The organism is Streptomyces sp. SAI-135 (assembly GCF_029893805.1).
GTDB lineage: Bacteria > Actinomycetota > Actinomycetes > Streptomycetales > Streptomycetaceae > Streptomyces.
Map to the genome: position 1 here is coordinate 5,321,114 of NZ_JARXYP010000002.1, position 22,377 is coordinate 5,343,490.

General features: G+C 71.5%; 22 protein-coding genes and 1 pseudogene. 16 read left to right on the top strand and 7 right to left on the bottom strand.

The window, feature by feature from the left end; translation table 11 throughout:
* The first annotated feature begins 1 nt into the window (after window position 1).
* Genes M2163_RS28665 through M2163_RS28675 form a run of 3 tightly spaced genes read left to right on the top strand, consistent with a single transcriptional unit; the run spans window position 2 to window position 3,237 of the window.
* Window positions 2-1,696, top strand: a complete 1,695-nt coding sequence (locus tag M2163_RS28665; protein WP_280895426.1) for a cytochrome c biogenesis protein ResB — start codon at window positions 2-4, stop codon at window positions 1,694-1,696.
* Window positions 1,693-2,793, top strand: coding sequence for a c-type cytochrome biogenesis protein CcsB (gene ccsB / locus M2163_RS28670; protein ID WP_280849989.1), 1,101 nt, complete (start codon window positions 1,693-1,695; stop codon window positions 2,791-2,793). Before M2163_RS28665 ends, ccsB begins: the two co-directional genes overlap by 4 nt.
* Before the next feature lie 39 nt (window positions 2,794-2,832).
* Entirely contained in the window at window positions 2,833-3,237 is a 405-nt protein-coding gene (locus tag M2163_RS28675; RefSeq protein ID WP_280849988.1) for a hypothetical protein, read from the top strand.
* Window positions 3,238-3,259: 22 nt separating this feature from the next.
* Here the strand turns inward: M2163_RS28675 and M2163_RS28680 are convergent.
* Together M2163_RS28680 and M2163_RS28685 are read right to left on the bottom strand one after the other, a co-directional pair.
* A pseudogene (locus M2163_RS28680) lies at window positions 3,260-4,823 on the bottom strand (hypothetical protein).
* A complete protein-coding gene (locus M2163_RS28685; RefSeq protein ID WP_280897331.1) occupies window positions 4,823-6,916 on the bottom strand; it encodes a hypothetical protein in 2,094 nt (697 codons plus the stop codon). Before M2163_RS28685 ends, M2163_RS28680 begins: the two are co-directional and overlap by 1 nt.
* A 202-nt stretch (window positions 6,917-7,118) precedes the next feature.
* On the opposite strand from M2163_RS28685, the gene M2163_RS28690 reads away from it, so the two are divergent.
* Window positions 7,119-8,042, top strand: coding sequence for a transglutaminase-like domain-containing protein (locus M2163_RS28690; protein ID WP_280895427.1), 924 nt, complete (start codon window positions 7,119-7,121; stop codon window positions 8,040-8,042).
* Here the strand turns inward: M2163_RS28690 and M2163_RS28695 are convergent.
* On the bottom strand, window positions 8,039-9,298 hold the full coding sequence (locus M2163_RS28695; RefSeq protein WP_280849985.1) for a PucR family transcriptional regulator: 1,260 nt from the start codon (window positions 9,296-9,298) through the stop codon (window positions 8,039-8,041). The two genes, M2163_RS28690 and M2163_RS28695, sit on opposite strands and share 4 nt — an antisense overlap.
* Window positions 9,299-9,391: 93 nt before the next feature.
* On the opposite strand from M2163_RS28695, the gene M2163_RS28700 reads away from it, so the two are divergent.
* Together M2163_RS28700 and M2163_RS28705 are read left to right on the top strand one after the other, a co-directional pair.
* The gene (locus M2163_RS28700; RefSeq protein ID WP_280895428.1) at window positions 9,392-9,841 is read left to right on the top strand and encodes a nucleoside deaminase; all 450 of its coding nucleotides are present in this window, start codon (window positions 9,392-9,394) and stop codon (window positions 9,839-9,841) included.
* The gene (locus M2163_RS28705) at window positions 9,834-10,808 is read left to right on the top strand and encodes a 2-oxoglutarate and iron-dependent oxygenase domain-containing protein (RefSeq protein WP_280849983.1); all 975 of its coding nucleotides are present in this window, start codon (window positions 9,834-9,836) and stop codon (window positions 10,806-10,808) included. Before M2163_RS28700 ends, M2163_RS28705 begins: the two co-directional genes overlap by 8 nt.
* Before the next feature lie 6 nt (window positions 10,809-10,814).
* Here M2163_RS28705 and M2163_RS28710 read toward each other — a convergent pair whose 3' ends face one another.
* Window positions 10,815-12,206 carry a cytosine permease gene (locus M2163_RS28710; RefSeq protein WP_280895429.1) on the bottom strand — a complete coding sequence of 464 codons (1,392 nt, stop codon included), beginning with the start codon at window positions 12,204-12,206 and terminating at the stop codon, window positions 10,815-10,817.
* An 81-nt stretch (window positions 12,207-12,287) separates the two neighbouring features.
* On the bottom strand, window positions 12,288-12,677 hold the full coding sequence (locus M2163_RS28715; RefSeq protein WP_280849981.1) for a PLD nuclease N-terminal domain-containing protein: 390 nt from the start codon (window positions 12,675-12,677) through the stop codon (window positions 12,288-12,290).
* Between the two features lie 87 nt (window positions 12,678-12,764).
* Here M2163_RS28715 and M2163_RS28720 point away from each other — a divergent pair, with 87 nt between their 5' ends.
* Genes M2163_RS28720 through mqnP form a run of 3 tightly spaced genes read left to right on the top strand, consistent with a single transcriptional unit; the run spans window position 12,765 to window position 15,609 of the window.
* Window positions 12,765-14,222, top strand: coding sequence for a menaquinone biosynthesis decarboxylase (locus tag M2163_RS28720; RefSeq protein WP_280895430.1), 1,458 nt, complete (start codon window positions 12,765-12,767; stop codon window positions 14,220-14,222).
* Window positions 14,219-14,689, top strand: coding sequence for a hypothetical protein (locus M2163_RS28725; protein ID WP_280895431.1), 471 nt, complete (start codon window positions 14,219-14,221; stop codon window positions 14,687-14,689). The genes M2163_RS28720 and M2163_RS28725 overlap by 4 nt, the downstream gene beginning before the upstream one ends.
* Entirely contained in the window at window positions 14,686-15,609 is a 924-nt protein-coding gene (gene mqnP, locus M2163_RS28730) for a menaquinone biosynthesis prenyltransferase MqnP (RefSeq protein ID WP_280849977.1), read from the top strand. The genes M2163_RS28725 and mqnP overlap by 4 nt, the downstream gene beginning before the upstream one ends.
* 139 nt (window positions 15,610-15,748) lie before the next feature.
* Here mqnP and M2163_RS28735 read toward each other — a convergent pair whose 3' ends face one another.
* Window positions 15,749-16,351: a rhomboid family intramembrane serine protease gene (locus M2163_RS28735; protein WP_280849976.1), complete on the bottom strand. Its 603-nt coding sequence runs from the start codon at window positions 16,349-16,351 to the stop codon at window positions 15,749-15,751.
* A gap of 79 nt (window positions 16,352-16,430) precedes the next feature.
* On the opposite strand from M2163_RS28735, the gene M2163_RS28740 reads away from it, so the two are divergent.
* The 7 genes from M2163_RS28740 to M2163_RS28770 all read left to right on the top strand — a co-directional run bounded on the left by M2163_RS28740 (window position 16,431) and on the right by M2163_RS28770 (window position 21,223).
* Window positions 16,431-17,114: a UbiX family flavin prenyltransferase gene (locus M2163_RS28740; RefSeq protein WP_280849975.1), complete on the top strand. Its 684-nt coding sequence runs from the start codon at window positions 16,431-16,433 to the stop codon at window positions 17,112-17,114.
* Window positions 17,115-17,181: 67 nt separating this feature from the next.
* Complete coding sequence (locus M2163_RS28745; RefSeq protein ID WP_037720768.1) at window positions 17,182-17,637, top strand: Lrp/AsnC family transcriptional regulator; 456 nt, start codon at window positions 17,182-17,184, stop codon at window positions 17,635-17,637.
* A 49-nt stretch (window positions 17,638-17,686) separates the two neighbouring features.
* Window positions 17,687-18,850 carry an aminofutalosine synthase MqnE gene (mqnE, locus tag M2163_RS28750; RefSeq protein WP_280849974.1) on the top strand — a complete coding sequence of 388 codons (1,164 nt, stop codon included), beginning with the start codon at window positions 17,687-17,689 and terminating at the stop codon, window positions 18,848-18,850.
* A 76-nt stretch (window positions 18,851-18,926) separates the two neighbouring features.
* Window positions 18,927-19,574: a UdgX family uracil-DNA binding protein gene (locus tag M2163_RS28755; RefSeq protein ID WP_280849973.1), complete on the top strand. Its 648-nt coding sequence runs from the start codon at window positions 18,927-18,929 to the stop codon at window positions 19,572-19,574.
* 16 nt (window positions 19,575-19,590) lie between these two features.
* The gene (locus tag M2163_RS28760) at window positions 19,591-20,115 is read left to right on the top strand and encodes a GNAT family N-acetyltransferase (protein WP_280849972.1); all 525 of its coding nucleotides are present in this window, start codon (window positions 19,591-19,593) and stop codon (window positions 20,113-20,115) included.
* Between the two features lie 75 nt (window positions 20,116-20,190).
* Window positions 20,191-20,502: a DUF4229 domain-containing protein gene (locus M2163_RS28765; RefSeq protein WP_280849971.1), complete on the top strand. Its 312-nt coding sequence runs from the start codon at window positions 20,191-20,193 to the stop codon at window positions 20,500-20,502.
* Between the two features lie 46 nt (window positions 20,503-20,548).
* Window positions 20,549-21,223 carry a TetR/AcrR family transcriptional regulator gene (locus M2163_RS28770; RefSeq protein ID WP_280849970.1) on the top strand — a complete coding sequence of 225 codons (675 nt, stop codon included), beginning with the start codon at window positions 20,549-20,551 and terminating at the stop codon, window positions 21,221-21,223.
* Here M2163_RS28770 and M2163_RS28775 read toward each other — a convergent pair.
* Window positions 21,216-22,376, bottom strand: coding sequence for a MaoC/PaaZ C-terminal domain-containing protein (locus tag M2163_RS28775; RefSeq protein WP_280895432.1), 1,161 nt, complete (start codon window positions 22,374-22,376; stop codon window positions 21,216-21,218). The two genes, M2163_RS28770 and M2163_RS28775, sit on opposite strands and share 8 nt — an antisense overlap.
* Window position 22,377 lies beyond the last annotated feature (1 nt).

Below are 22,377 nucleotides of genomic sequence, written 5' to 3' on the forward strand. Positions count from 1 at the left end.
CATGAGCAAGACCGCACCCGACACCCCCGACGCCTCCGTCGGCGACCAGGACCTCGGCGCCGCCGGCTCCCAGCTGTCCACCGCGCCCGCCGAGTCCACGCCGAACCTGCCGTCGCTGGGGGTGATCGGCTGGGCCCGCTGGTTCTGGCGCCAGCTGACCTCCATGCGGGTCGCGCTGCTGCTGCTCCTGCTGGTGGCGCTCGGTGCGATCCCCGGCTCGCTCATCCCGCAGACCGGGACCGACGCCACCAAGGTCGCCGACTTCGTCAAGAAGAACCCCACCCTCGGGGACGTCTACGACAAGCTCGGCCTCTTCCACGTCTACAGCTCGGTGTGGTTCTCGGCGATCTACATCCTGCTGTTCGTCTCCCTCATCGGCTGCATCGTGCCCCGCACCTGGCAGTTCGTCGGGCAGCTGCGCAGCCGCCCGCCGGGCGCCCCCAAGCGGCTGACCCGGCTGCCCGCCTACACCACCTGGCGCACCGAGGCCGAGCCCGAGCAGGTCCGCGAGGCCGCGCTCACCCTGCTGAAGAAGCGGCGCTTCCGCGCCCACCTCGCCGGGGACAACGTCGCCGCTGAGAAGGGCTACCTCCGCGAGGTGGGCAACCTCGCCTTCCACATCGCGCTGATCGTGATGCTGACCGCCTTCGCCTGGGGCCAGCTCTTCAAGTCCGAGGGCAACAAGCTGGTCGTCGAGGGCGACGGTTTCTCCAACACCCTCACCCAGTACGACGACTTCAAGTCCGGGAACCTCTTCGACACCGGCGACCTGGTGCCGCTCAGCTTCACCCTGGACAAGTTCACCGGCACCTACGAGACCTCCGGCCCCAACAAGGGCACCCCGCGCCTCTACCAGGCGGCCATCACCTACAGCGAGGGCGCCTACGGCAAGGACCACAAGACCCTCGTCAAGGTCAACGAGCCGCTGGAGATCGGCGACGCCAAGGTCTATCTCACCGCCCACGGCTACGCCCCCCTCATCACCGTGCGGGACGGCAAGGGCAACGTCGTCTTCCACGACGCGGTCGCCCTGCTGCCGCTGGACTCCAACGTCACCTCCACCGGTGTGATCAAGGTCCTCGACGGCTACCGCAACGCCAAGGGTGTCAGCGAGCAGCTGGGCATCTCGGCCTTCTTCCTGCCGACCTACACCCAGGGCAGCGAGACGGCCTCGACCTTCCCCGCGCTGCTCAACCCGGTGCTCAACCTCACGCCGTACCACGGTGACCTCGGGGTCGACTCGGGCATCCCGCAGAGCGTGTACCAGCTCGACAAGTCCCATGTGAAGGACTTCAAGGACGCCAAGGGCCAGGAGCTCAGGAAGAACCTGAGGCCCGGCCAGACCATGCAGCTCCCGAACGGCGCCGGCTCGGTCACCTACGAGGGCACCAAGCAGTGGGCGAACTTCCAGGTCGTCCAGCAGCCCGCCAGTGGCTGGGCCCTCGGCGGCGCCCTCACCGCGATCTTCGGCCTGGCCGCGTCCCTGTTCCTCCAGCGCCGCCGGGTCTGGGTGCGGGCGGTGCGCGGCGACGACGGCATGACGGTCGTGGAGATGGCCGGCCTCGGCCGCAGCGAGTCGGCGAAGCTCCCGGAGGAACTGGGCGAGCTGGCAGGAGTCCTGTACGACCGAACGCCGACCACCGAGCAATCCACCCCCGAACCCCAAGAAGCACCCTCCGAAGGGGCTGAGAAGTGACTCTCGCCGCCGCAACCGAGTTGGCCACCGCCACCAACGAGCACCTCGCCAACATCAGCAACACGCTGATCTACTCCTCGATGGCCGTCTACACGCTGGCCTTCTTCGCGTACATCGCGGAGTGGCTCTTCGGCAGCCGCAGCAAGGTCGGCCGCACCGCCGCCGCGCTCACCGCCGACACGAAGGGCAAGGCCAAGGCGCCCGCCGTCACCGTGAACCAGGGCGGCAGCACCGCCGTACTGGAGCGGCCGCAGGTCGTGGTGCGCTCGGCGGCGGGGGCGCGTGACGTGCCCGACGGGCCCGGGGCGCACGGCGGGGACGAGCAGGGCGACCTCTACGGGCGTATCGCCATCTCCCTGACGGTGCTCGCCTTCCTCGTCGAGCTCTGCGGGGTGATCGCCCGCGCGGCCTCGGTGGAGCGGGCGCCCTGGGGCAACATGTACGAGTTCAACATCACCTTCTCCACGGTGGCCGTCGCCGTGTACCTGGGGCTGCTGGCCCTGAAGAAGAACGTGCGCTGGCTCGGGCTGTTCCTGGTCACCACGGTCCTCCTCGATCTCGGTCTCGCCGTCACCGTCTTGTACACCGCCAGCGACCAGTTGGTTCCCGCCCTTCACTCGTACTGGCTGTACATCCACGTCTCCACCGCGATCTTCTGCGGCGCGGTGTTCTACGTCGGCGCGGTCGCCACGATCCTGTACCTCTTCAAGGACAGCTACGAGAACAAGATCGCGACCGGCGGCACCCCCGGCCGGTTCGCGAACTCCGTCCTCGACCGGCTGCCGGCCTCCGCGAGCCTCGACAAGTTCGCCTACCGCGTCAACGCGGCCGTCTTCCCGCTGTGGACGTTCACGATCATCGCGGGCGCGATCTGGGCGGGCGACGCGTGGGGCCGCTACTGGGGCTGGGACCCCAAGGAGACCTGGTCGTTCATCACCTGGGTCGCCTACGCCGGCTACCTGCACGCCCGCGCCACGGCCGGCTGGAAGGGCCGCAAGGCCGCCTACCTGGCGATGCTCGCCTTCGGCTGCTGGCTGTTCAACTACTACGGCGTCAACATCTTCGTCTCCGGAAAGCACTCGTACGCCGGCGTCTGACCACGTGCGGAACGCCGGGCTCCGCGCGACCCTGGTGTCATGACCGGTTCCGTCGAACACGGCAGCAGCCAGACCCACGGCAGCACCCGCATCCTGCACTTCCTGGTGCGGCTGCCGGCCTCCATGGAGAGGGTCTGGCCGGCGGTGGCCACCGCGGAGGGGCTCGCCGCCTGGTGGACCGGGGTGGAGGTGCTCGAACCCCGGCTCGGGGGCGCGGTCGCGCTGCCGGGCCTCGGGGCGGGGCAGGTCACCGCGTGGGACGTGGACCGGGTCGCCGAGTACACCCTGGAGCGGGGCGGCCGGGTCCGGTTCCATCTGGAGCGGGACGGGGACGACGGGGCCGTCCTGCGCTTCACCCACGAGTACGAGGGCCCCGGCGAGACCGAGCCCGCGTGGCGCGCCCGGTTCGAGCACCTGCTGGAAACCCTGGGCCCCGCCCTGTGACCCCCGCCCTGTGACCCCCGCCCTATGAGGGCGGCAGGCACTCCTTCGCGGGCGGCTTCCCCTCCGGCCAGGCGATCCGCACGAAGCGGGCCGTGCCCTGCGGGGTCAGTTCCACGATCGGTACGGCCTTGTCGTACGGGTTGCCGTGGTTGTCGAGGCAGATCCAGCCGCTCGCGCCGTTGACGCGCTGCTGGGTGCCCTTGACGAGCCGCCACTCGTTGCGGACCTCTTCGAGGGTGGGGAGGTCCTTGGAGCCCTTGGCGAAGCGGATGCCCTGGTACGTCAGCCGCATCGCGTCGTAGGCGATGATCAGCTGGCCGTCCTCCAGGTCGACGTCGCCGATGGGGCCGACCTTGTCGCCCCGGCCCTCGCGCACCAGCTCCTGGAGGACCTGTGCGTCGGCGGCCGAACCCCCGGTCGCGGGCGGCGACTGGATCCAGGCGTCCGGGTGGGCGAGGGCGGTGTAGCGGACGGTGAGGTTGCGGTTCAGGGCGTCGCGGTCCAGGTCCTTGTCGCCGGTGAGGTAGGACGCCTCGTCACCGGTGAGCAGGGTGAACTTCCGTTTCTGGCAGCCGCGTTCGCCGAGCGCGTTGATGAACTGGCGCAGCTGGGTGTGGCGTCCGGCGAACAGGATGGTGTCGGTGCCGGCGTCCGTGTCGCAGACCAGGTGGGTGATCTGCTCGAAGTCGTTGGCGGTGGAGCCCTCCTGGCTGCGGTCGTCGGGCGGGTTGAACGACCAGGGCGCGTACGGCGATCCCTTGAGCAGCTTCTCGAAGGAGCGCTGGAGGGTCAGCGAGTAGGGGTCGCCGTTCTGCGGGTCGTCCGCCTTCTGGTCGTGGACCAGGACCGCCTTGTCGGCCGCGACCTTGGCGAAGGAGGTGAGCGCACGGGCCTCGTCGGTGTTGGTTGGGGCGACCCGGGCGAGCCCGGGGAAGGGGTCCTTGCCGTTCTGGCCGTTGGCGAGGTTGTCGGCGGTGATGGAGGTGCCGATCACGGCGATGCCGCGGGCGGTGAGCGCGGCGACGGCCCGCTTGTTCTCGGCGGTGCTCAGCCCGACCCCGGCGACCGCCCGCAGCCTGTCCTTCCCCTCGGTCATGCCCTCCAGCTGGTCGACGGTGTGCTCCCAGTGGGCGCCGGTGGCCCCCGGGGTTGGCGAGCACCAGCCGGATCGCGGGGACGGTCCCGTTGGACAGGTGGTTGGCCTGGTACTGCGCGAGGTACGCGCCCTGGAGCTCGTGCAGCACGTCCCCGAGGTTGTCGGCGTCGGTCGCGGTGAAGGGTTCGAGGAGCGCCACCGTGACGTACGGACCCTTGACGGACCGGTTCTCGCGGTCGATCGCCCGTACGACCGGCCGCAGCGGGGCCCGGCCCCAGTCGTAGCCGGTCGCCGAGACGCCCACGCACTCGTCGCTGCCCTCCGGTCTGACCACCCCGGCCGCGCAGGAGCGGTCGTCGTGGGCGAGGGAGCGGATCACGAAGCCCAGGGCGCCCAGCACCACGAGGGTGAGCAGCAGGGCGACGTACCGGCGCAGGGGGATCTCCCAGACGCCCTCCCGCAGCCGTGTTCCGATGCCTCGGCCGGCCATCACGCCTCCCCCTCGCCGTCGTCGCTCTCGTCCGTGCCGTCGGGGACCCGCAGCGGGCGCCCCGCGAGCGCGTCCTCGGGCCAGTCCCGGGAGGCCCGCCACAGCAGCGCGTTGCCCGCGGGGCGCAGGTTGGACAGCTGCTCCAGCTCGAAGCGCAACCGGTCGCAGACCTTCGGGTCGGGCAGCGCGAGCGGGTCGGTGAGCTGCCACACGGCGTGCAGCAGCCGTCGTGTCCGCAGGTGCAGCCCGGGGTCCACGTCGTCCGGCACTCGCTCGGCGGCGTCGGTGTGGCCGAGGGCGATCGCCGCACGCCGGTCGTCGCGGGCGGCGAAGTCATGGCCCTCGGCGTCGTGTGCGTGGAAGTAGGGCGCCGAGGCGACGAAGCGCAGGGTGCGCAGCCAGGTGCGGGTGTCCAGGACGGTGAAGGTGTCGCGCAGGTGGGCGACGGCCGACTCCGTGCTGCCGAGGGCGAGTTCGTGGTGCAGGCGGTAGCGGGCGTGGTGCTCGTCGGGGTCGGTGGGCGCGTAGTGCGCGATCAGCGTCTCGTGGGCCGCGCGCCAGCGCCCGTGGTCGGCGGAGCGGTGGTGCAGCCGGAGCAGCAGCAGCGTCCGCACGAAGGGGTCGCCGACGAACCGGCCCGGCACCTCGGGCAGCCCCTCCTCGACGAGCCGGGTCTGGAGGGCCCGTACGTCGGCGGGGCCGAAGTCGTCGGGCAGCAGGGCCTCGGCCAGCGCGGTGGCGGAGTCGTGGTCGTGGGCGGCGGCCAGCACCGTCAGTTCCTCCAGCCGGTCGGTGGGCACGAGCCGGTCCAGGAGCTCCACGTAGGTCGGCCTGCCGTCGCGCTCCTCGTGCAGCTGTACGTCCGCGGTGAGCAGTTCGCCGAGGGAAGCGGTGCCGTTCTGCGCGGCGGACTCGGTCAGCAGGGTGATGCCCAGCGGGTTGCCCCCGGTCAACCGGTGCACCGCGTGCGGGAGTCGGGGCGGCACCTGGTGCTCGTCGACGATGTGCAGGGTGTCGTCGGCGGTCAGCGGCGGCAGGGAGACCAGCAGCGCCCGCGAGGAGGGCGAGGCGGGGTCGGGCCTCCAGTCGGTGCGCCGGGCGACCTCGGGGAGGGTGTGCCGTACGGCGTTGCGCAGGGCGGGGCGTCCGGTGCCGCGCAGCGCGGTGATGAAGACGACCTGGTCCGCGAGGCCCTCGGAGCGGTCGCGCAGGACGGGGTCGGTGAGGCCGGGTCCGGGCGCGCACTGCGCGTTGTCGACGAGGACGAGGGGGCGGCCCAGGCGCTGCATCCGGGGCAGTACGCCGGTGTAGGCGTCGGTGAGGTCGGCGAGCAGGGCGCGGACGAGATGGCGTTCGGCGTGTTCGCGGGAGGTGCCGCCGGCCCTGAAGTGACCGGACAGCAGCATGAGTCCGCGCCGGGCGTTGCGGCTCGCGTTGGGGTAGTCCCGCCACCAGGTGGCGGCGCGTTGCTGCCGGCGGTGCACGAAGCTGTCGGAGATGGACTCCAGGGTCGCCTCGATGGCGGAGGACAGCAGGGGCCCGGTGCCGGTCGCGGCGGCGGCGACGTTGGCGGCGACCCGCCCGGCCCAGCGCCCGGCGAACCCGGTGATCCACGACCCGCTCTCGTTGAGCAGCAGGATCCGCTCGACCTCGCGCCGGATGCGCTCGGAATCGGCGTCCCGCCACCCGGCCGCGGCGACCGCGACCAGGCCCGACATCAGCCGGGGGAAGGCGATCCGCCCGGCGCCGGTCACCGGCTGCGCGAGCTGCTCGGCGATCACCAGCAGCGCCTGTGACACGGGCGACCAGGCCTCGGCGTCCCGGCCCGCGGGAGGCGCCGCGAACTCGGCCGCCTCGCAGTCGACCAGGGCGACCGGGGTGTGCCCCTGGTACGCCTCCCGCAGCTCGGCGAGCAGGGCGCTCTTGCCCGTTCCGCGGGCGCCGGTGAGCACGACGAAGGGGAGCTCCTGCGGATGCTCCACCGGGGTGGTCCGGTGCTGGTGCGGCCGCAGTCCCACGAGCCGTGGTGCGAGCCCTGCCGGATCCGTGTCGAACAGCGCCCCGCGCCCGTGCAGCCGTCTGTGCACCCGCATTCCCCCCATGCGCGCTGTGTATCAATCCCAGGGTAAGGAGGGGGAGTTGGTTCGGACTAGATCGCGTGATGTCCGTTGGGTTACGAAAATCTCGGCACGGGAGCGGTCAGGAGCGACCTGCGCGCGCCGGCCGCCTTCTGGACATTTCGGGGGGAATTTTGACACGGTGGGGTGCACCGACCCGTGATCGAACGCGCGGTCGATGACGTCCCTCGGGAGGCCCCTCGTGCCCCGGTCCTTCTACGCCGAGCAGAGCACGTTCTCCGATCCGGGCGAACTCGGCGCACTCTTCGCCGGGTTGCCGGCCGATCCGGCGCAACTGGCCCGCGTGGCACGGAATGTGATGATCCACCGCCTGGAAGGGGACCTCTTCGGACACACCCATCCGACCGACCGGCTCCACAACGACGCCGAGTCCCGCTACCTCGACGACATCCTGCGCATCGTCGTGGACCGGAACGACGCCCCGCTGACCGTGCGGCGCCAGCCCGGCGACCGGTTCGTCGGGGTCTGCCGCGACTTCACGCTGCTGCACGTCTCGCTCCTGCGCCATGCCGGCATCCCGGCCCGGCTGAGGTCCGGGTTCGCCGACTATTTCGGGCCGACCGGCTTCCACGGCGACCACGTGGTCACCGAGTACTGGGACGAGGATCGGGGCTGGCTGCTGGCGGACGCGCAGCTGGCGGACCCGGAGATCACCGCGCACTGGCCCGTGGACTTCGACCCCATGGACGTCCCCCGGTCCCGGTTCCTCGTCGCCGGCGAGGCCTGGCGGGCCATCCGGGAGGAGGGGGCGGACCAGGAGACCTTCGGGCTGCACCCGCCGACGGAGGGGCCGTTGTTCGGCGAGCGCTTCGTGGCCGGGAACATCCGGCTCGACCTCGCCGCGCTCAACAAGGTGGAGACGCTGCTGTGGGATGTGTGGGGCGAGGACGAGGGGGAGCCGGGGACACCGTTGCCGCCGCGCGCCCGGGAGTTGTACGACCGGGTGGCGCCCGTGGTGAGCGGGGAGGTGTCGGTCGAGGCCGTGCGGAAGGTGTTCGCGGAGGAGGACGGGCTGCGGACGCCCGCGACGGTGACGTGTCACGCGCCCTTCAACGGCCCGAGCCGGGTCACCCTCCGCTAGGCCACCGTCCGCAGCCCGCCGCGCGCGACCGTGTGCGTCCTGCGCACCACCCGGTACGCGCAGGTCGCCGTCAGCAGCTCGCCCAGCAGGTCCGGGTCGTCCACCTCCAGGCCCAGCAACGACTCGATGCGCTCGAGGCGTTGGTACAGCGACTGGCGGCCTATGTGGAGCAGCGCGGCCGTGCGGGTCGGGGAGCAGCCGTTGCGCAGATGGACCTCCAGGGTGCGCACCAGGTCGCTCGGGTGGGCCGCGTCCCAGGTCAGGAGAGGGCCCAGGGTGTGCTGGACCAGGGCCGCCAGACGGTCCCGGTTGGCGTCCAGCCCGCCCCGGGTCAGCTCGCGCTCCAGCGCCAGAGCCCGGGAGGAGGTCACCAACGGGCCGTCGGGGGCGGCCGGTTCGGCCGAGGGGACGGTCAGTGCCAGTTCCCGTGTCGTACGGGCCGCCCGCAGCGTGTCGCTCCAGCGCAGCCAGCCGTCGCCCTCGGCCACGGCGTGCCCCACGGCGACCGTGAGTCCGGGGGCCGCCGTCGCGCGGAAGGCCTCCTGGACCGCCTTCACGGGGTCACCGGCGCGTGCCGCGGGGAGGGACAGCAGGGCCAGGACGTCCCCCGGGAACCCCGCCCGCAGCACCCCCGCCCCGCCCAGCGGCCGTACCGCGCGGTCGACCGTGCTCACGTCCCGCGTGCCGTGCAGGGACACCCCGATCAGACGGGCGCCGGGGCCGGGGTGGAAACCCGCGAGCGCCGCCCGCGCCTCCACCTCCGGCTGGTTCAGCGCCGCCCGGTCGGCGAGGTCGGCGAGCAGGGCCGCCGTATGGTCCTCGCCCCACGGCCGTACCACCGCACGGCCCGACAGCCCGCGGGCCACGATCGCCCGGTTGGCGGCCTCCGTGATCCGCACGAAGGGCACGACCCGGTGCATCGCCAGCAGCGGCAGCCCACGGCGGCGGGCCTCGTCGACCACCTCGGCGGGCATGACCGGCAGGGAGCGTCCCACCTCCACGGCGAGCCCGGCGACGCCCCGGGCGGCCAGCTCACGGACGTAACGGCGGCGGGTCTCCTCGTCGGGGTCGGTCAGCCCGAATCCGTTGGTGAGCAGCAGCTCACCGCCGTCCAGGAAGTTCGCCCCCTCGTAGACCTCGCTGGAATGCACCCAGCGGACCGGGCGGTCCAGGGCGGTGTGCCCGGCCAGCAGTTCGGGCTCGGCGGCGCGCACGGGATCGAGGGCGAGGATCTCGCGAAGGGTGAGTGCGGGCATGCGCGCCTCCCGACAGTTCGTCCGGCTGTGGGCTGCCGGGAGAGTACTTTCCGCACGTTGCCCTCGTGTTTCGGCCACAGGAGAGTGAGAGACATGGATCAGGCACAGGCACACCGGTGGCTCGCCACCGCCGTCGAGGAGGCCCGCGCCGGGCTCGCCGAGGGCGGCATCCCCATCGGGGCCGCGCTCTACGGCGCCGACGGCACCCTCCTCGGACGTGGCCACAACCGGCGCGTCCAGGACGACGACCCCTCCATGCACGCGGAGACGGCCGCCTTCCGGGCGGCGGGACGGCAGCGCTCGTACCGTGGCACGACCATGGTGACCACGCTCTCGCCGTGCTGGTACTGCTCGGGCCTGGTCCGCCAGTTCGGCATCTCACGTGTGGTGGTCGGCGAGGCCGCCACCTTCCACGGCGGCCACGACTGGCTGGCCGGGCACGGCGTGGAGATCGTGCTGCTCGACGATCCCGAGTGCGTCCGGATGATGACCGACTTCATCGAGAAGAACCCGGCACTGTGGAACGAGGACATCGGTGACTGACACCCCGCAGCCCCGCATTCCGACCATCGACCTGCGCCCCTGGCTCTCCGGGGACCCCGAGTCCCGCGCCGCCGTCGCCCGCACCCTCGACGAGGCCCTCCAGACCGCCGGGTTCTTCCTGGTCACCGGACACGGTGTCGACCCGGCCCTGCGCACGGGCATCCGGGAGGCGGCGCGGACCTTCTTCCGGCTGCCCGCGCCGACGAAGCAGGCGTACGAGGCGAAGGTCGGCGGCCGCGGCTGGCTCGGCCCCGGCGCCGAGGCCAACGGCTACGCGGAGGGCACCGAGACCCCGCCCGACCTGAAGGAGTCGCTGACCTTCGCCACCCACGAACCCTTCGCGGACCCGGTCGTCAACGCTCAGTGGTACGCGCCGAACGTCTGGCCCGCCGAGGTGCCCGAGCTGCGGGAGCTGTGCGAGGAGTACCTGGCGCGCATGGCCGAGCTGGAGAAGCGGCTGCTGACCCTCCTCGGCGAGGCGCTCGGCCTCGAACCCGACTTCTTCTCCCGGCACATGGACCACCCGACGTACGGCTTCAACATCAACTGGTACCCGGGCACCGAGGTCGTCGGGGAACCGCAGCCGGGTCAGTTCCGCATCGGCCCGCACACCGACTTCGGCACCGTGACCATCCTCGACCGGCAGGCAGGCAAGGGCGGGCTCCAGGTGTTCACGGACGCGGGCGGCTGGGAGGACGCCCCCTTCGACCCGGACGCCTTCACCATCAACATCGGTGATCTGATGGCCCGTTGGACCGGCGACCGCTGGCGCTCCGGACGCCACCGGGTGCTGCCGCCGCCGGCCGACGCGCCCGCCGAGGAGCTGATGTCCCTCGTCTACTTCGGCGAGTGCACCCCCGGCACGACCGTCGAGTCCGTCCCGGCGCCGGTCGGGCGAGTGGCGTACGAACCGGTCGACTCCCATGTGTACCTGAGGGCCAAGCTGGACTCGATCACGGTCGGCTGAGAGCCGTCACCGCGCCGGGAACCGCCTCCGCAGTGCCGCGTACAGCAGCGCGCTCACCGTGAAGCCGACCACGGGGGTGATGTCCCCGAACGACGGCCAGTGCTCGGGCACGTAGCCGACGTAGTCCTCCTGGTTGGAGAAGAGGGGGACGGACACGGCCACGCCCACCAGCAGGGCCGCGAGGCCGGGCCGGTTGGTGAAGGAGCGGTCGGTCAGGCGGGCCGCCGACTGCTCCTGGGGCACCCGCGCCCGCAACCACCGCTCCACCAGGACCACGCCCAGCCACGGCGCCACCCAGTACGCGATCACCAGCAGGAACGCCTCGTAGGCCGCCCCCGCGTCGGAGAGCGAGGCCCAGGCCGCCGCCGTGCCCGCCACCCCGGACACCACGACCAGCACGCTCCGGCTCAGCCAGGCGGGCAGGTTCAGGCCGAAGGAGGCGATCGAGATCGCGCCGGAGTACACGTTCAGGGCGTTGGCCGAGACCGCGCCCAGGATGATCGCGAGCAGGACCAGGTCACCCAGCCAGCCGGGGAGATGACCGGTGAAGGCGGCCGTCGGGGTGGCGTCCTCCGGGGCCGCGATGGTCGCCGAGGCCGCGCCGATCACCGCCACCACGGTGACCGACAGGAACAGGCCGAGCGCCGGGTGGAGGACCGTCCTGAACCGGTTCGCGGTACGGGGGAGATAGCGCGAGTAGTCCGAGGCGTACGGGTTCCAGCCCGCCGCGTATCCCCAGGCCGCGCTGAACGCGAGCAGGAAACCGCCGATGCCGCCGCCCGTGCCGCCCCCGCCGAGGTCGGCGTCCTTGAAGGTCCACACCCCGGCCAGCAGGAAGATCACCGCGAGGGCGGGGAAGGCGTACTTCTCGAAGACGTGGACGAAGTTGTGGCCGATGAAGCCGATCAGGATCTCGGCGGCCACCACCAGGAGGAGGGACGGCAGCGGCCGCAGGCCGGTGAGGGTGTTGAGCGCGAAGGCCGCGCTGACGCTGTTCACCGCGAACCAGCCGACGCCCGCCACCAGGCCGTTGGCCGCGGCGGGCAGGATGTTGCCGCGGTACCCGAAGGAGAGGCGGCCGATCACCATCTGCGGCACCCCGAACCGGGGCCCGTCCAGGGACAGCACACCCTGGGTGAGCGCGCCGAGCGCGGTGCCGAGCACGATGGCGGCCGTGGCCTGCCAGAAGCTCAGGCCGAAGAAGAGGACCGCGATCACCCCGATGAAGACCGTGGCGAACTCGATGTTGGGAGAGGCCCAGGTCCACAGCAACTGGAGCGGGCCGCCGTGCCGTTCGGACTCGGGGATGGGTTCCGAGCCCGCCGCCTCGACGGCGATGACCTTGTCACCGTATGCGGGAGCGAGGGTGCCGGTGGAGTCGGCGGGAGCTGTCGTCATGCGAGGTAAGTGTCCGGGCCCCGTCCGCCTCCGCCCAGGGGCGCGATGTCCGCTCCGGGGCCCCCGCCGGCGTACAGCTTGTCAGTCGCCCTTCGGCTCCTCGCCGGCCTCCCGGCGCTTCAGCTCCTCCTCGCGGCGGCGCAGGTCCGCCTCCCAGTCCTTCAGCAGGGCCTCGTCCTTCTTGTTCTCGGCCTTGAGGGAGTTCAGGAACTCGGGGTTGTCGTCCGGGGCGACGTACTCCATGCGGTGGTTGCGGTGCCACTCGGAGGGGGTGCGGCCGTTCGCCGGCGGGGTGCGCAGCTTGCCCGCGGCGAGCCAGGCGATCGGGCCGACGATCCAGAACAGCAGGATGATGAAGACCCAGGCGATCTTGGGAAGGTGCTTCGCCTCGTCCTCGGGAGTGTTGAGGCAGTCGATGAACGCGTAGATCGTCAGCGCCAGCGGGATCAGGTACATCAGCAGCCGGAACATGTGCTTGGGCCCCCCAGGGAACGTTGTGTGGAGCCTGTGACGGGCCCCTGACGGGGTCAGGGTAGCGGCTCGGGGATACTGGACCCCATGGCTTACGACGATCTTCGCTCCCTGCTCAGGGCACTGGAACGCGAGGGAGACCTCAAGCGGATCAAGGCCGAGGTCGACCCGTATCTGGAGGTCGGGGAGATCGTCGACCGCGTGCAGAAGGCGGGCGGCCCCGCACTGCTCTTCGAGAACGTCCGCGGGTCGGCCATGCCGCTCGCCATGAACGTCTTCGGGACCGACCGCCGGCTCCTCAAGGCCCTCGGCCTGAAGTCGTACGGCGACATCTCCGACAAGATCGGCGGGCTGCTGCGCCCCGAGCTCCCGCAGGGCTTCGTCGGGGTGCGCGAGGCCTTCGGGAAGCTCGGCGCGATGACCCACGTGCCGCCGAAGAAGGTGAAGGCCGCAGACGCCCCGGTCCAGGAGGTCGTCCTCACCGGCGACGACGTGGACCTCGACCGGCTGCCCGCGCTCTTCACCTGGCCCAAGGACGGCGGGTCCTTCTTCAACCTGGGACTGACCCACACCAAGGACCCGGAGACCGGGATCCGCAACCTCGGTCTGTACCGCCTCCAGCGCCACGACAAGCGCACGATCGGCATGCACTGGCAGATCCACAAGGACAGCCGCAACCACTACCAGGTCGCCGCCCGGCGCGGTGAGCGCCTCCCGGTCGCGATCGCCTTCGGCTGCCCGCCCGCCGTCACCTACGCCTCCACGGCCCCGCTCCCCGGGGACATCGACGAGTACCTCTTCGCCGGGTTCATCGCGGGCAAGCGGATCGAGATGGTGGACTGCAAGACGGTCCCGCTCCAGGTCCCGGCGCAGGCCGAGGTGGTCATCGAGGGCTGGCTGGAGCCCGGCGAGATGCTGCCGGAGGGTCCGTTCGGCGACCACACCGGCTTCTACACCCCGCAGGAGCCGTTCCCGGCGCTGACGATCGACTGCGTGACGATGCGGAAGCGGCCGCTGCTCCAGTCGATCGTCGTGGGCCGCCCCCCGACCGAGGACGGTCCGCTGGGCCGTGCGACGGAACGCTTCTTCCTCCCGCTGCTGAAGATCATCGTCCCGGACATCGTGGACTACCACCTGCCCGAGGCGGGCGGCTTCCACAACTGCGCGATCGTCTCGATCGACAAGAAGTACCCGAAGCACGCGCAGAAGGTGATGCACGCGGTCTGGGGGGCACACATGATGTCGCTGACCAAGCTGATCGTGGTCGTCGACGCCGACTGCGACGTGCACGATCTGCACGAGGTCGCCTGGCGGGCGCTGGGCAACACGGACTACTCCCGTGACCTCTCGGTCGTCGAGGGGCCGGTCGATCACCTCGACCACGCCTCCTACCAGCAGTTCTGGGGCGGCAAGGCGGGCATCGACGCGACGAAGAAGTGGCCCGAGGAGGGCTACACCCGGGACGGCGGCTGGCCCGACATGGTGCTGTCCGACCCCGAGACGGCGGCGAAGGTCGACCGCCGGTGGAAGGAGTACGGCCTGTGAGCCCCATCGCGGCGGGCGGCCCTGCCCTGTTCATCGGCACCGACACCGACTACGTGGCGCTCGTGCGGCCCGAACTGGACCCGGCCGACCCGGGCGTCCGGCAGGCCGCCGAACAGGCGGGCGTCACGCCCGAGGAGCTCGCCGGCCCCGGTGACACCTGGGCGGTCCTCTTCGAGCACGGCGGCGAGGGCGACGGCTTCGAGCTGCCCGGCGTGCGCGACGCGGAACCCGCCGACTTCGCGGAGCGGCTGCGCGCGGAACTCACCGCGGCGTCCGGTCCGTTCACGGTCGACGGCGGAGCGGCCCTGCGGCTGGACGCCAGCCCGTCCGGCCCGGACGCCTACGCCTTCACCGCGCACGTCACCCCGCCCGACGACACCGGGACACCTCAGACCGTGGAGACGGGCCCGCTGTCCGCCGCCGCACTCCTCACCGACCTCGACGCCTTCCTCGGGAGCCTCGCATGATGACCACCGCCGACGGGGTCGTGGGCCCGGGCCCGGCGCCGCAGCCGACCGGGAAGGTGAAGGGCTTCCTGCGGCTGGTCATGATCGAGCACTCGGTCTTCGCGCTGCCCTTCGCCTACATCGCCGCGCTCACCGCGATGTTCGAGTGGGACAGGAACATCCACTGGGGGCGGCTGCTCCTGGTGACGATCTGCATGGTCGGCCTGCGCACCTTCGCGATGGCGGTCAACCGGATCATCGACCGCGAGATCGACGCGCGGAACCCCCGGACCGCCCAGCGCGAGTTGGTCACCGGGGCGATGTCGGTGAAGCACGCCTGGACCGGGGCGCTGGTCGCGGTCGTGGTCTTCCTCGGCTCGGCGGCGCTGCTGAACCCGCTGTGCCTGGCCCTGGCGCCCGTCGCGGTGATCCCGATGGTGGTCTACCCGTACGGCAAGCGGTTCACGAACTTCCCCCAGGCCATCCTCGGTCTCGCCCAGGCGATGGGTCCGATCGGCGGCTGGCTCGCGATCACCGGTTCCTGGTCCTGGGACGCGGTGATCCTCGGCCTCGCGGTCGGCATCTGGATCGGAGGGTTCGACCTCATCTACGCCTGCCAGGACGTGGAGACGGACCGGGAGATCGGTGTCATGTCCGTACCGGCGCGGTTCGGCATCCCGGCGGCGATCTGGGGCGCCCGGGTCTGTCACGCCCTGACCATGGGGCTGCTGGTCTGGTACGCCGTCGCGACGGAGGCGGGCGGCTTCTTCTGGGTCGGCCTGATGATCGTCGCCGGGGCGTTCGTGTACGAGCACTCGATCGTGCGGCCGCACGACCTGTCACGCCTGAACCGGGCGTTCTTCAGCGTCAACGGCTTCATCGGGATCGCCCTGTTCGTGTGTGCGCTGCTGGATCTCCTGGTGCGGGGCTTGACGGTCTGAACCCGGGTCCGCGGGTTCGTCGCGGACTGCGGGACGGTGGGGGCTTGTCGCGCAGTTCCCCGCGCCCCTGGGCGGGTGCAGGTCCTCGGCGTCCGATCGACGACGCCAACGAAATCGCCTGGACATGGTTGGCGATACCTCAGACCTGAACCCCTCCGCCCCCGGTCCGGCGCTTGAACAGGAACGCCGTCGCCACTCCCGCCACCAGGCCCAGCAGATGCCCCTGCCAGCTGACCCCCGACTGGGTCGGTGCCAGGCCCACCAGGATCGACGTGCCCCAGACCGCCGCGACGAGGAGGCCCACCAGGACGCCCAGCGGCCTGCGCTCCACGAAGCCGCTCACCACCAGGTAGCCGAACAGGCCGAAGATCAGGCCCGACGCCCCCGCCGTGTTGGTGTGGGCCGGTGCTATGAGCCAGACGCCCAGGCCGTCGGCCACGATGATCAGGGCGCAGACGGCGGCGAAGCGGCGCAGTCCGCCGAGGGCCGCGAGGAATCCCATGACCAGCAGCGGGACGCTGTTCGCGGCCACGTGGGCGAAGCCGAAGTGGAGGAAGGCGGCCGGGACGACGTCGATCAGCTCGGACGGGGTGCGAGGCGTGATGCCGAGGCCGTCCAGGGCGTGGCCGCTCGCCACGTCCACCACTTCGAGCAGCCACAGCAGCGCGACCCAGCCGACCATCAGCTTGGCCGCGGCCCTCGCACGGTCACCGCGCGACCACTCCAGTTCCCTGCCCGTCATGGCAACCCCCTCCCCTGAGAGGAACGCCCCGACCCCCTTGGCCGGTTCCCACCCTGTGGCGCCGGATAGGCTCGGGGGTGTGAACCCAGTCAAGCCAGGAGAGACACGGCGTACGCCTTGGATCGTAGGGGTGTCCGGCGCCTCCGGCACCCCGTATGCCGCGTCCGTGCTGCGTGCGCTGCTCGCCGCCGGTGAGAGCGTCGACCTGGTGGTCTCCCGTGCCTCGCGGCTCACCCTCCTCGACGAGACGGGGATCTCGTTCCGGGACGCGCACTGGCGCGAGGACCTGCGGGAATGGCTGGCCCGGGGAGCCGACGGCAAGCCGGCCGCCTTCGACGTCGACACCGACGCCGTGCGGTACTGGCACCCCGGGGACCTGGCCGCGGGGCCGTCCTCGGGGTCGTACCCGAGCAAGGGGATGCTGATCGTCCCCGCCTCCACCGCCTGTGTCGCCGGAGTCGCCCTCGGTCTCTCCAAGGACCTGCTCCAGCGGGCCGCGAGCGTCACGCTGAAGGAGCGGCGGCCGCTGGTCGTGGCGGTGCGGGAGACCCCCCTGAACGGCCAGACCCTGCGGCACCTCGTCGCGCTCGACGACGCCGGCGCGAGCGTGGTCCCGGCCTCGCCGGGCTTCTACGCGGGCGCCACCCACATCCAGGACCTGGTGGACTTCGTCGCCGGGCGGGTGCTGGACGCGGCGGGCGTCGGACACGACCTGTACCGGCGCTGGCGGGGCGAACTGGGCGGCGGCACACCGGGTCAGTAGGGCAAGTGGCAGTACGGGCAGTACCTCTCATCACTTCAGGCACTTTTCAGCGGAAGGCTTCGATCCCATGGACGCGGTGGACAGGCAGCTCATCCAGGCCCTGAGGGAGAACGGCCGGGCCTCCTACGCGGAGCTGGGGCGCCTCGTCGGTCTGTCGGGACCCAGCGTCACCGACCGCATCAACCGGCTGGAGGCGGCCGGTGTCATCACCGGTTACCGGGCCACCGTCGACGCCGCCTCGCTCGGCCTCGGCGTCACCGCGCTGATCGGCATCTCGCTGTCCGACGCGGTGGACCACGAGGACGTGGCACGCCGGCTCAGGGACCTCACCGAGATCGAGGACTGCTGGTTCATCGCGGGCGACGACTCGTACATGCTGAAGGTGCGGGCACCCGACGTCGACGGCCTGGAGAAGATCATCCGGCGGCTGTCCGGGACCGAGGGGGTCTCCCGGACCCGTACCACGATCGTGCTCTCCACGAAGTGGGAGAACCGGGTCGGGGAACTGCCCGAAGAGGCGTAGAGGCATGGACGTACGGTTGTCGCAGTCGTCGGAGAAAGGTGTGACCCCCATGGACGTCGGGCTCAAGCGCGAGCTGGAGGAGAAGGTCAGGGCCGGTGAGCGGCTGACCCGTGAGGACGGCATCGCGTTGTACGAGTCGGACGACCTGGCCTGGCTCGGCGGTCTCGCGCACGAGGTGCGGACGCGGAAGAACGGCGACGTGGTCCACTTCAACGTGAACCGCCACCTCAACATGACCAACGTGTGCACGGCGTCCTGCGCCTACTGCTCCTTCCAGCGCAAGCCGGGGGAGAAGGACGCGTACACGATGCGCATCGAGGAGGCGGTCAAGCTCGCCAAGGCGATGGAGGGCGAGAACCTCACCGAGCTCCACATCGTCAACGGCCTGCACCCGAACCTGCCCTGGCGCTACTACCCGCGGTCGCTGCGCGAGCTGAAGGCGGCGCTGCCCGGCGTCTCGCTGAAGGCCTTCACCGCCACGGAGATCCACCACTTCGAGACGATCTCGGGTCTGTCGGCCTCCGAGATCCTCGACGAGCTGATCGACGCCGGTCTGGAGTCCCTCACCGGCGGTGGCGCGGAGATCTTCGACTGGGAGGTCCGCCAGCACATCGTGGACCACCGCACCCACTGGGAGGACTGGTCCCGGATCCACCGCCTGGCCCACGAGAAGGGTCTGAAGACCCCGAGCACCATGCTGTACGGCCACATCGAGGAGCCCCGCCACCGCGTCGACCACGTGCTGCGCCTGCGTGAGCTCCAGGACGAGACCGGCGGCTTCCAGGTCTTCATCCCGCTGCGCTACCAGCACGACTTCGTGGACGTGAAGGACGGCAAGGTCAGGAACCGCCTCCAGGCGCGGACGCAGATGGCGACGGGCGCGGAGGCCCTGAAGACCTTCGCGGTCTCCCGCCTGCTGTTCGACAACGTCCCGCACGTCAAGGTCTTCTGGGTCATGCACGGCGTCCAGACCGCCCAGCTCGCCCTCCAGCACGGCGCGGACGACATGGACGGCTCGGTGGTCGAGTACAAGATCACCCACGACGCCGACAACTACGGCACGCCGAACAAGCTGACCCGCGAGGACCTGCTGGACCTGATCCGGGACGCGGGCTTCCGGCCGGTGGAGCGGAACACGCGGTACGAGATCATCCGGGAGTACGACGGTCCGGACGCGGGGCGCCGGGAGTCTCCTCAGCCGATGCGGGTGTGAGGTCGCCGGTCGGCCGCGGGTGCGTGGGGGCTGGTCGCGCAGTTCCCCGCGCCCCTCAGGTGGGTACCCGGGGCGCATGACTTCGAAGGCGCCCGAGGACGCGTATACCGCTGAACCGTTTCTCCCGGAGCGCGGTGGCCTTCCCGCTCTGCGGCGGGCCGCCGGTGCATGTCGTGGGTGCCCGCTTCATCGCGATGCCACTCAGGTCGTCTTCGGGGTCGGCGACCCCCACGCGCGCGTGATGCTCGTGGGGGAGCAGCCCGGGGATCAGGAGGACCGGCAGGGGAAGCCGTTCGTGGGGCCCGCAGGGAAGCTGCTGGACCGGGCGCTCACGGAGGCCGGGATCGATCCCGCGCACGCCTATGTCACCAATGCCGTGAAGCACTTCAAGTTCACGCAGGCCGAGCCACGCAAGCGGCGGATCCACAAGGCGCCCACGCTGAGGGAGATGACGGCCTGCGGGCCCTGGCTCGCCAAGGAGCTGGCACTCGTCGAACCGGAGCTGATCGTCGTCCTCGGGGCCACCGCGGGCAAGGCCCTCCTCGGCTCCTCCTTCCGTGTCACGCAGGTGCGCGGGTCCGTGCTGGAGGAGGAGATCCACGGCAGGCGGGAGCGGCTGGTGCCGACGGTGCACCCCTCGGCCGTGCTGCGCGCCGACGACAGGGAGGCCGCGTACCGGGGACTGGTGGCGGACCTGGAGGTCGCGGCACGCGTGTTGGCGTAAGGCTTACGATGCTGCGGTGTCCCTTACGTTTACTCTCGACCCGGCCGTCACTCCCGCCCTCCGGGACGGCATCCTCGACCTGTGGACGGACGTCAGCAACGCCGGCGGTGCCGTCGGTTTCGTCCCGCCCGTGGAGCGGGAGACCGTACGCCCCGAGCTGGTGAAGCACTTCGCGGCGATGGCGGACGGCCGCAGCCGGCTGCTCGTGGGACACGACGAGGACGGCAAGGTCGCCGCCACCGGCTTCCTCACCTTCAACACGCACCGCCTCATGACCCACTGGGTGTGGCTGTACACGGTCATGGTCCACCCCCGCCACCAGGGCAGGGGCTACGGCCGCGACCTCCTGGCGGCGGCGGCCGACGCGGCCCGCACCTTCGAGAACGTCGAGGCGATACGGCTCACCTGCCGCGGCGGCCTCGGTCTGGAGCGTTTCTACGGCTCCTGCGGCTACAAGGAGGTCGGCCGGATCCCCGGAGCGATACGGGTCGCCCCCGGTGACGACCGCGACGACGTGATCATGCTGCTGCCCCTCACCTGACCCCCGTCGAAGATCGGGCGCCCGGCGTGCTTCACTGGACGGTGCCCCGTTTTTGAACCGGAAGAGTGGATTGACATGCTCCGCTACACGCTGATGCGCCTCGGGATCTTCGTGGGCTGCCTCGTGGTCGTCTGGGGCCTCGTCTACTCCGGCCTCGCCCCGCGCGGCCTCGGCGACTCCAACGGCATGTGGATCGTCCTGCTCTCCCTGCTGCTGTCGGCCCCCATCAGCTTCGTGGTGCTGCGCAAGGAGCGCGACCGCGCCTCCATCCAGGTCGTCCAGCGGGTCGACCGGATGAAGGCCAACCTGGAGGCGAACCGCAGCCAGGAGGACGAGGCCGCCGACGAGACCGCCCCCTCCAAGGGCCAGGCCCCGCAGACCTCCTGAGCCCAACGCCCCCGCCGCCGTGCCCGGGTGACCGTAGGCTTTGCGCATGGGTGTCGTGAAGAGCAAGCGCATGCCGCGTGCCGTGCGGGAGCAGCAGATGCTGGACGCCGCCGTGGAGATCTTCGGGCAGCGCGGGTACATGGCCGCCTCGATGGACGAGATCGCCGAACTCGCCGGTGTCTCCAAGCCCTTGGTCTACCTGTACCTGAACTCCAAGGAAGACCTGTTCACCGCGTGCATCCGCCGGGAGGCCGCCGCGCTCACCGAGGCCGTGCGGACCGGGGTGCGGACCGATCTGCCCGCCGACCGCCAGCTGTGGGACGGGCTGCTGGCGTTCTTCACGCACACCTCCCAGCACCCGCACGGCTGGTCCGTGCTGCATCTCCAGGCCCGGATCCACGGTGAGGCGTTCGCCGCCGAGGTCACCGCGATGCGCGAGGAGATCGTCGCGTTCGTGACGCATCTGATCGTGGTCGCGGCCCGCGAGGCGCACCGCGACCCCGACCTGCCCGAGCGCGAGGTCGCCGGCCTCGCCGAGGCCCTCGTCGGCGCCGCCGAGTCCCTCGCCGCCTGGGCCAACGCGACCGCGGGCGTGACGGCGAGGCAGTCCGCGGCGACCCTGATGAACTTCGCGTGGGCCGGGCTCGGCAACCTCATGGAGGGCCGGCCGTGGACCCTCAGGGACACGCCGTCCGGGAGCGTCCCGGTCCAGGTCAGCTGAGGGCGCCCGGCGCTCCGGGCCCGGTCAGCGGGTACACCCCGCCGGTCACGTGCACGCGCTCGCCGTCGCACAGCTCGAACCGCTCGCCGTCCGCCGCGTACGTCACCGTCCCCGGCAGCAGCACCGGCGCCCTGAACTCGGCCCGCACCAGCACCGCCTGGGGGGTGCCGTGCGCCGCGAGACAGCGGGCCGCCGTCCACATGCCGTGCGCGATGGCCCGCTCGAAGCCGAAGAGGCGGGCCGTGAGCGGGTACAGGTGGATCGGGTTGCGGTCGCCGGACGCGGCGGCGTAACGCCGCCCGACGTCCCCGGCCAGCCGCCACTCGGCGACCCCGGGCAGCGGCCCGTGCTCCTCCTGATCCCAGCCCCGGCCCCGGCCCTGCGCCGGGTCCTGATCCCGGCCCTGGCCTCGGCCGTCCCGGTCCTGGTCCCGGCCCTGCGCCGGGTCTCGATCCCGGCCCTGGTCCCGGCTCTGCGCCGGGTCCTGGTCCCGGCCCTGGCCATGGCCGTCCCGGCCCTGGTCCCGGCCCTGCGCCGGGTCCTGATCCCCGTCCTGGCCCCGGCCGTCCCGGTCCTGGTCCCGGCCCCGCACCCGGTCCTGATCCCGGCCCCGCGCCCGCTCCCCGCCGGCTTTCGTCGTGCGGTGTCGTGCCAGATAGGTGCTCACCGACTCCCACACGACGTCCTCGCCCACCCGCAGCTCGGTGACGACCGAGGCCTCCGTGCCGCGTCGGTGCGGCGCCAGGCCGTCCACGTGCACGGTGAGTTCGTACTCGCCCGACGCGGTCAGCTCCCGGTAGCGGGTGATCTCGATCGACGTGTGCACCAGCCCGAGCAGCGGCAGCGGGAAGTCCCGCCCGCTCATCAGGCTCATGGCCAGCGGGAAGCCCAGCACATGCGGATACGTCACCGGCAGCGCGTCCTCCCCGGTCGGGAAGCCGCACACCCGCTCGTAGGCGGCCAGTCGCGCGAGGTCCACCCGCAGCCGGGGCAGCACGAGACGGGTCCGGGGGAAGTCCGCGGTGGCGGAGGGCCGCTTGAAGGGGGAGCGCAGGGCGCCCGCGGCCAGGAGGGGGAGGAGGGAGGGGACCCGGGTGAGGACGGTCCGCGGGCCGCCGTGGGACCGCTCGGCCCGTGTGTTGTTGGAGTGCATC

Excerpts from the sequence above, each read along its gene's own strand:
- M2163_RS28665 (WP_280895426.1), top strand. The coding sequence starts at position 2 with ATGAGCAAGACCGCACCCGACACCCCCGACGCCTCCGTCGGCGACCAG.
- M2163_RS28675 (WP_280849988.1), top strand. The coding sequence starts at position 2,833 with ATGACCGGTTCCGTCGAACACGGCAGCAGCCAGACCCACGGCAGCACC.
- M2163_RS28685 (WP_280897331.1), bottom strand. The coding sequence starts at position 6,916 with ATGCGGGTGCACAGACGGCTGCACGGGCGCGGGGCGCTGTTCGACACG.
- M2163_RS28690 (WP_280895427.1), top strand. The coding sequence starts at position 7,119 with ATGACGTCCCTCGGGAGGCCCCTCGTGCCCCGGTCCTTCTACGCCGAG.
- M2163_RS28695 (WP_280849985.1), bottom strand. The coding sequence starts at position 9,298 with ATGCCCGCACTCACCCTTCGCGAGATCCTCGCCCTCGATCCCGTGCGC.
- M2163_RS28700 (WP_280895428.1), top strand. The coding sequence starts at position 9,392 with ATGGATCAGGCACAGGCACACCGGTGGCTCGCCACCGCCGTCGAGGAG.
- M2163_RS28710 (WP_280895429.1), bottom strand. The coding sequence starts at position 12,206 with ATGACGACAGCTCCCGCCGACTCCACCGGCACCCTCGCTCCCGCATAC.
- M2163_RS28715 (WP_280849981.1), bottom strand. The coding sequence starts at position 12,677 with ATGTTCCGGCTGCTGATGTACCTGATCCCGCTGGCGCTGACGATCTAC.
- M2163_RS28720 (WP_280895430.1), top strand. The coding sequence starts at position 12,765 with ATGGCTTACGACGATCTTCGCTCCCTGCTCAGGGCACTGGAACGCGAG.
- mqnP (WP_280849977.1), top strand. The coding sequence starts at position 14,686 with ATGATGACCACCGCCGACGGGGTCGTGGGCCCGGGCCCGGCGCCGCAG.
- M2163_RS28735 (WP_280849976.1), bottom strand. The coding sequence starts at position 16,351 with ATGACGGGCAGGGAACTGGAGTGGTCGCGCGGTGACCGTGCGAGGGCC.
- M2163_RS28745 (WP_037720768.1), top strand. The coding sequence starts at position 17,182 with ATGGACGCGGTGGACAGGCAGCTCATCCAGGCCCTGAGGGAGAACGGC.
- mqnE (WP_280849974.1), top strand. The coding sequence starts at position 17,687 with ATGGACGTCGGGCTCAAGCGCGAGCTGGAGGAGAAGGTCAGGGCCGGT.
- M2163_RS28755 (WP_280849973.1), top strand. The coding sequence starts at position 18,927 with ATGACTTCGAAGGCGCCCGAGGACGCGTATACCGCTGAACCGTTTCTC.
- M2163_RS28765 (WP_280849971.1), top strand. The coding sequence starts at position 20,191 with ATGCTCCGCTACACGCTGATGCGCCTCGGGATCTTCGTGGGCTGCCTC.
- M2163_RS28770 (WP_280849970.1), top strand. The coding sequence starts at position 20,549 with ATGGGTGTCGTGAAGAGCAAGCGCATGCCGCGTGCCGTGCGGGAGCAG.
- M2163_RS28775 (WP_280895432.1), bottom strand. The coding sequence starts at position 22,376 with ATGCACTCCAACAACACACGGGCCGAGCGGTCCCACGGCGGCCCGCGG.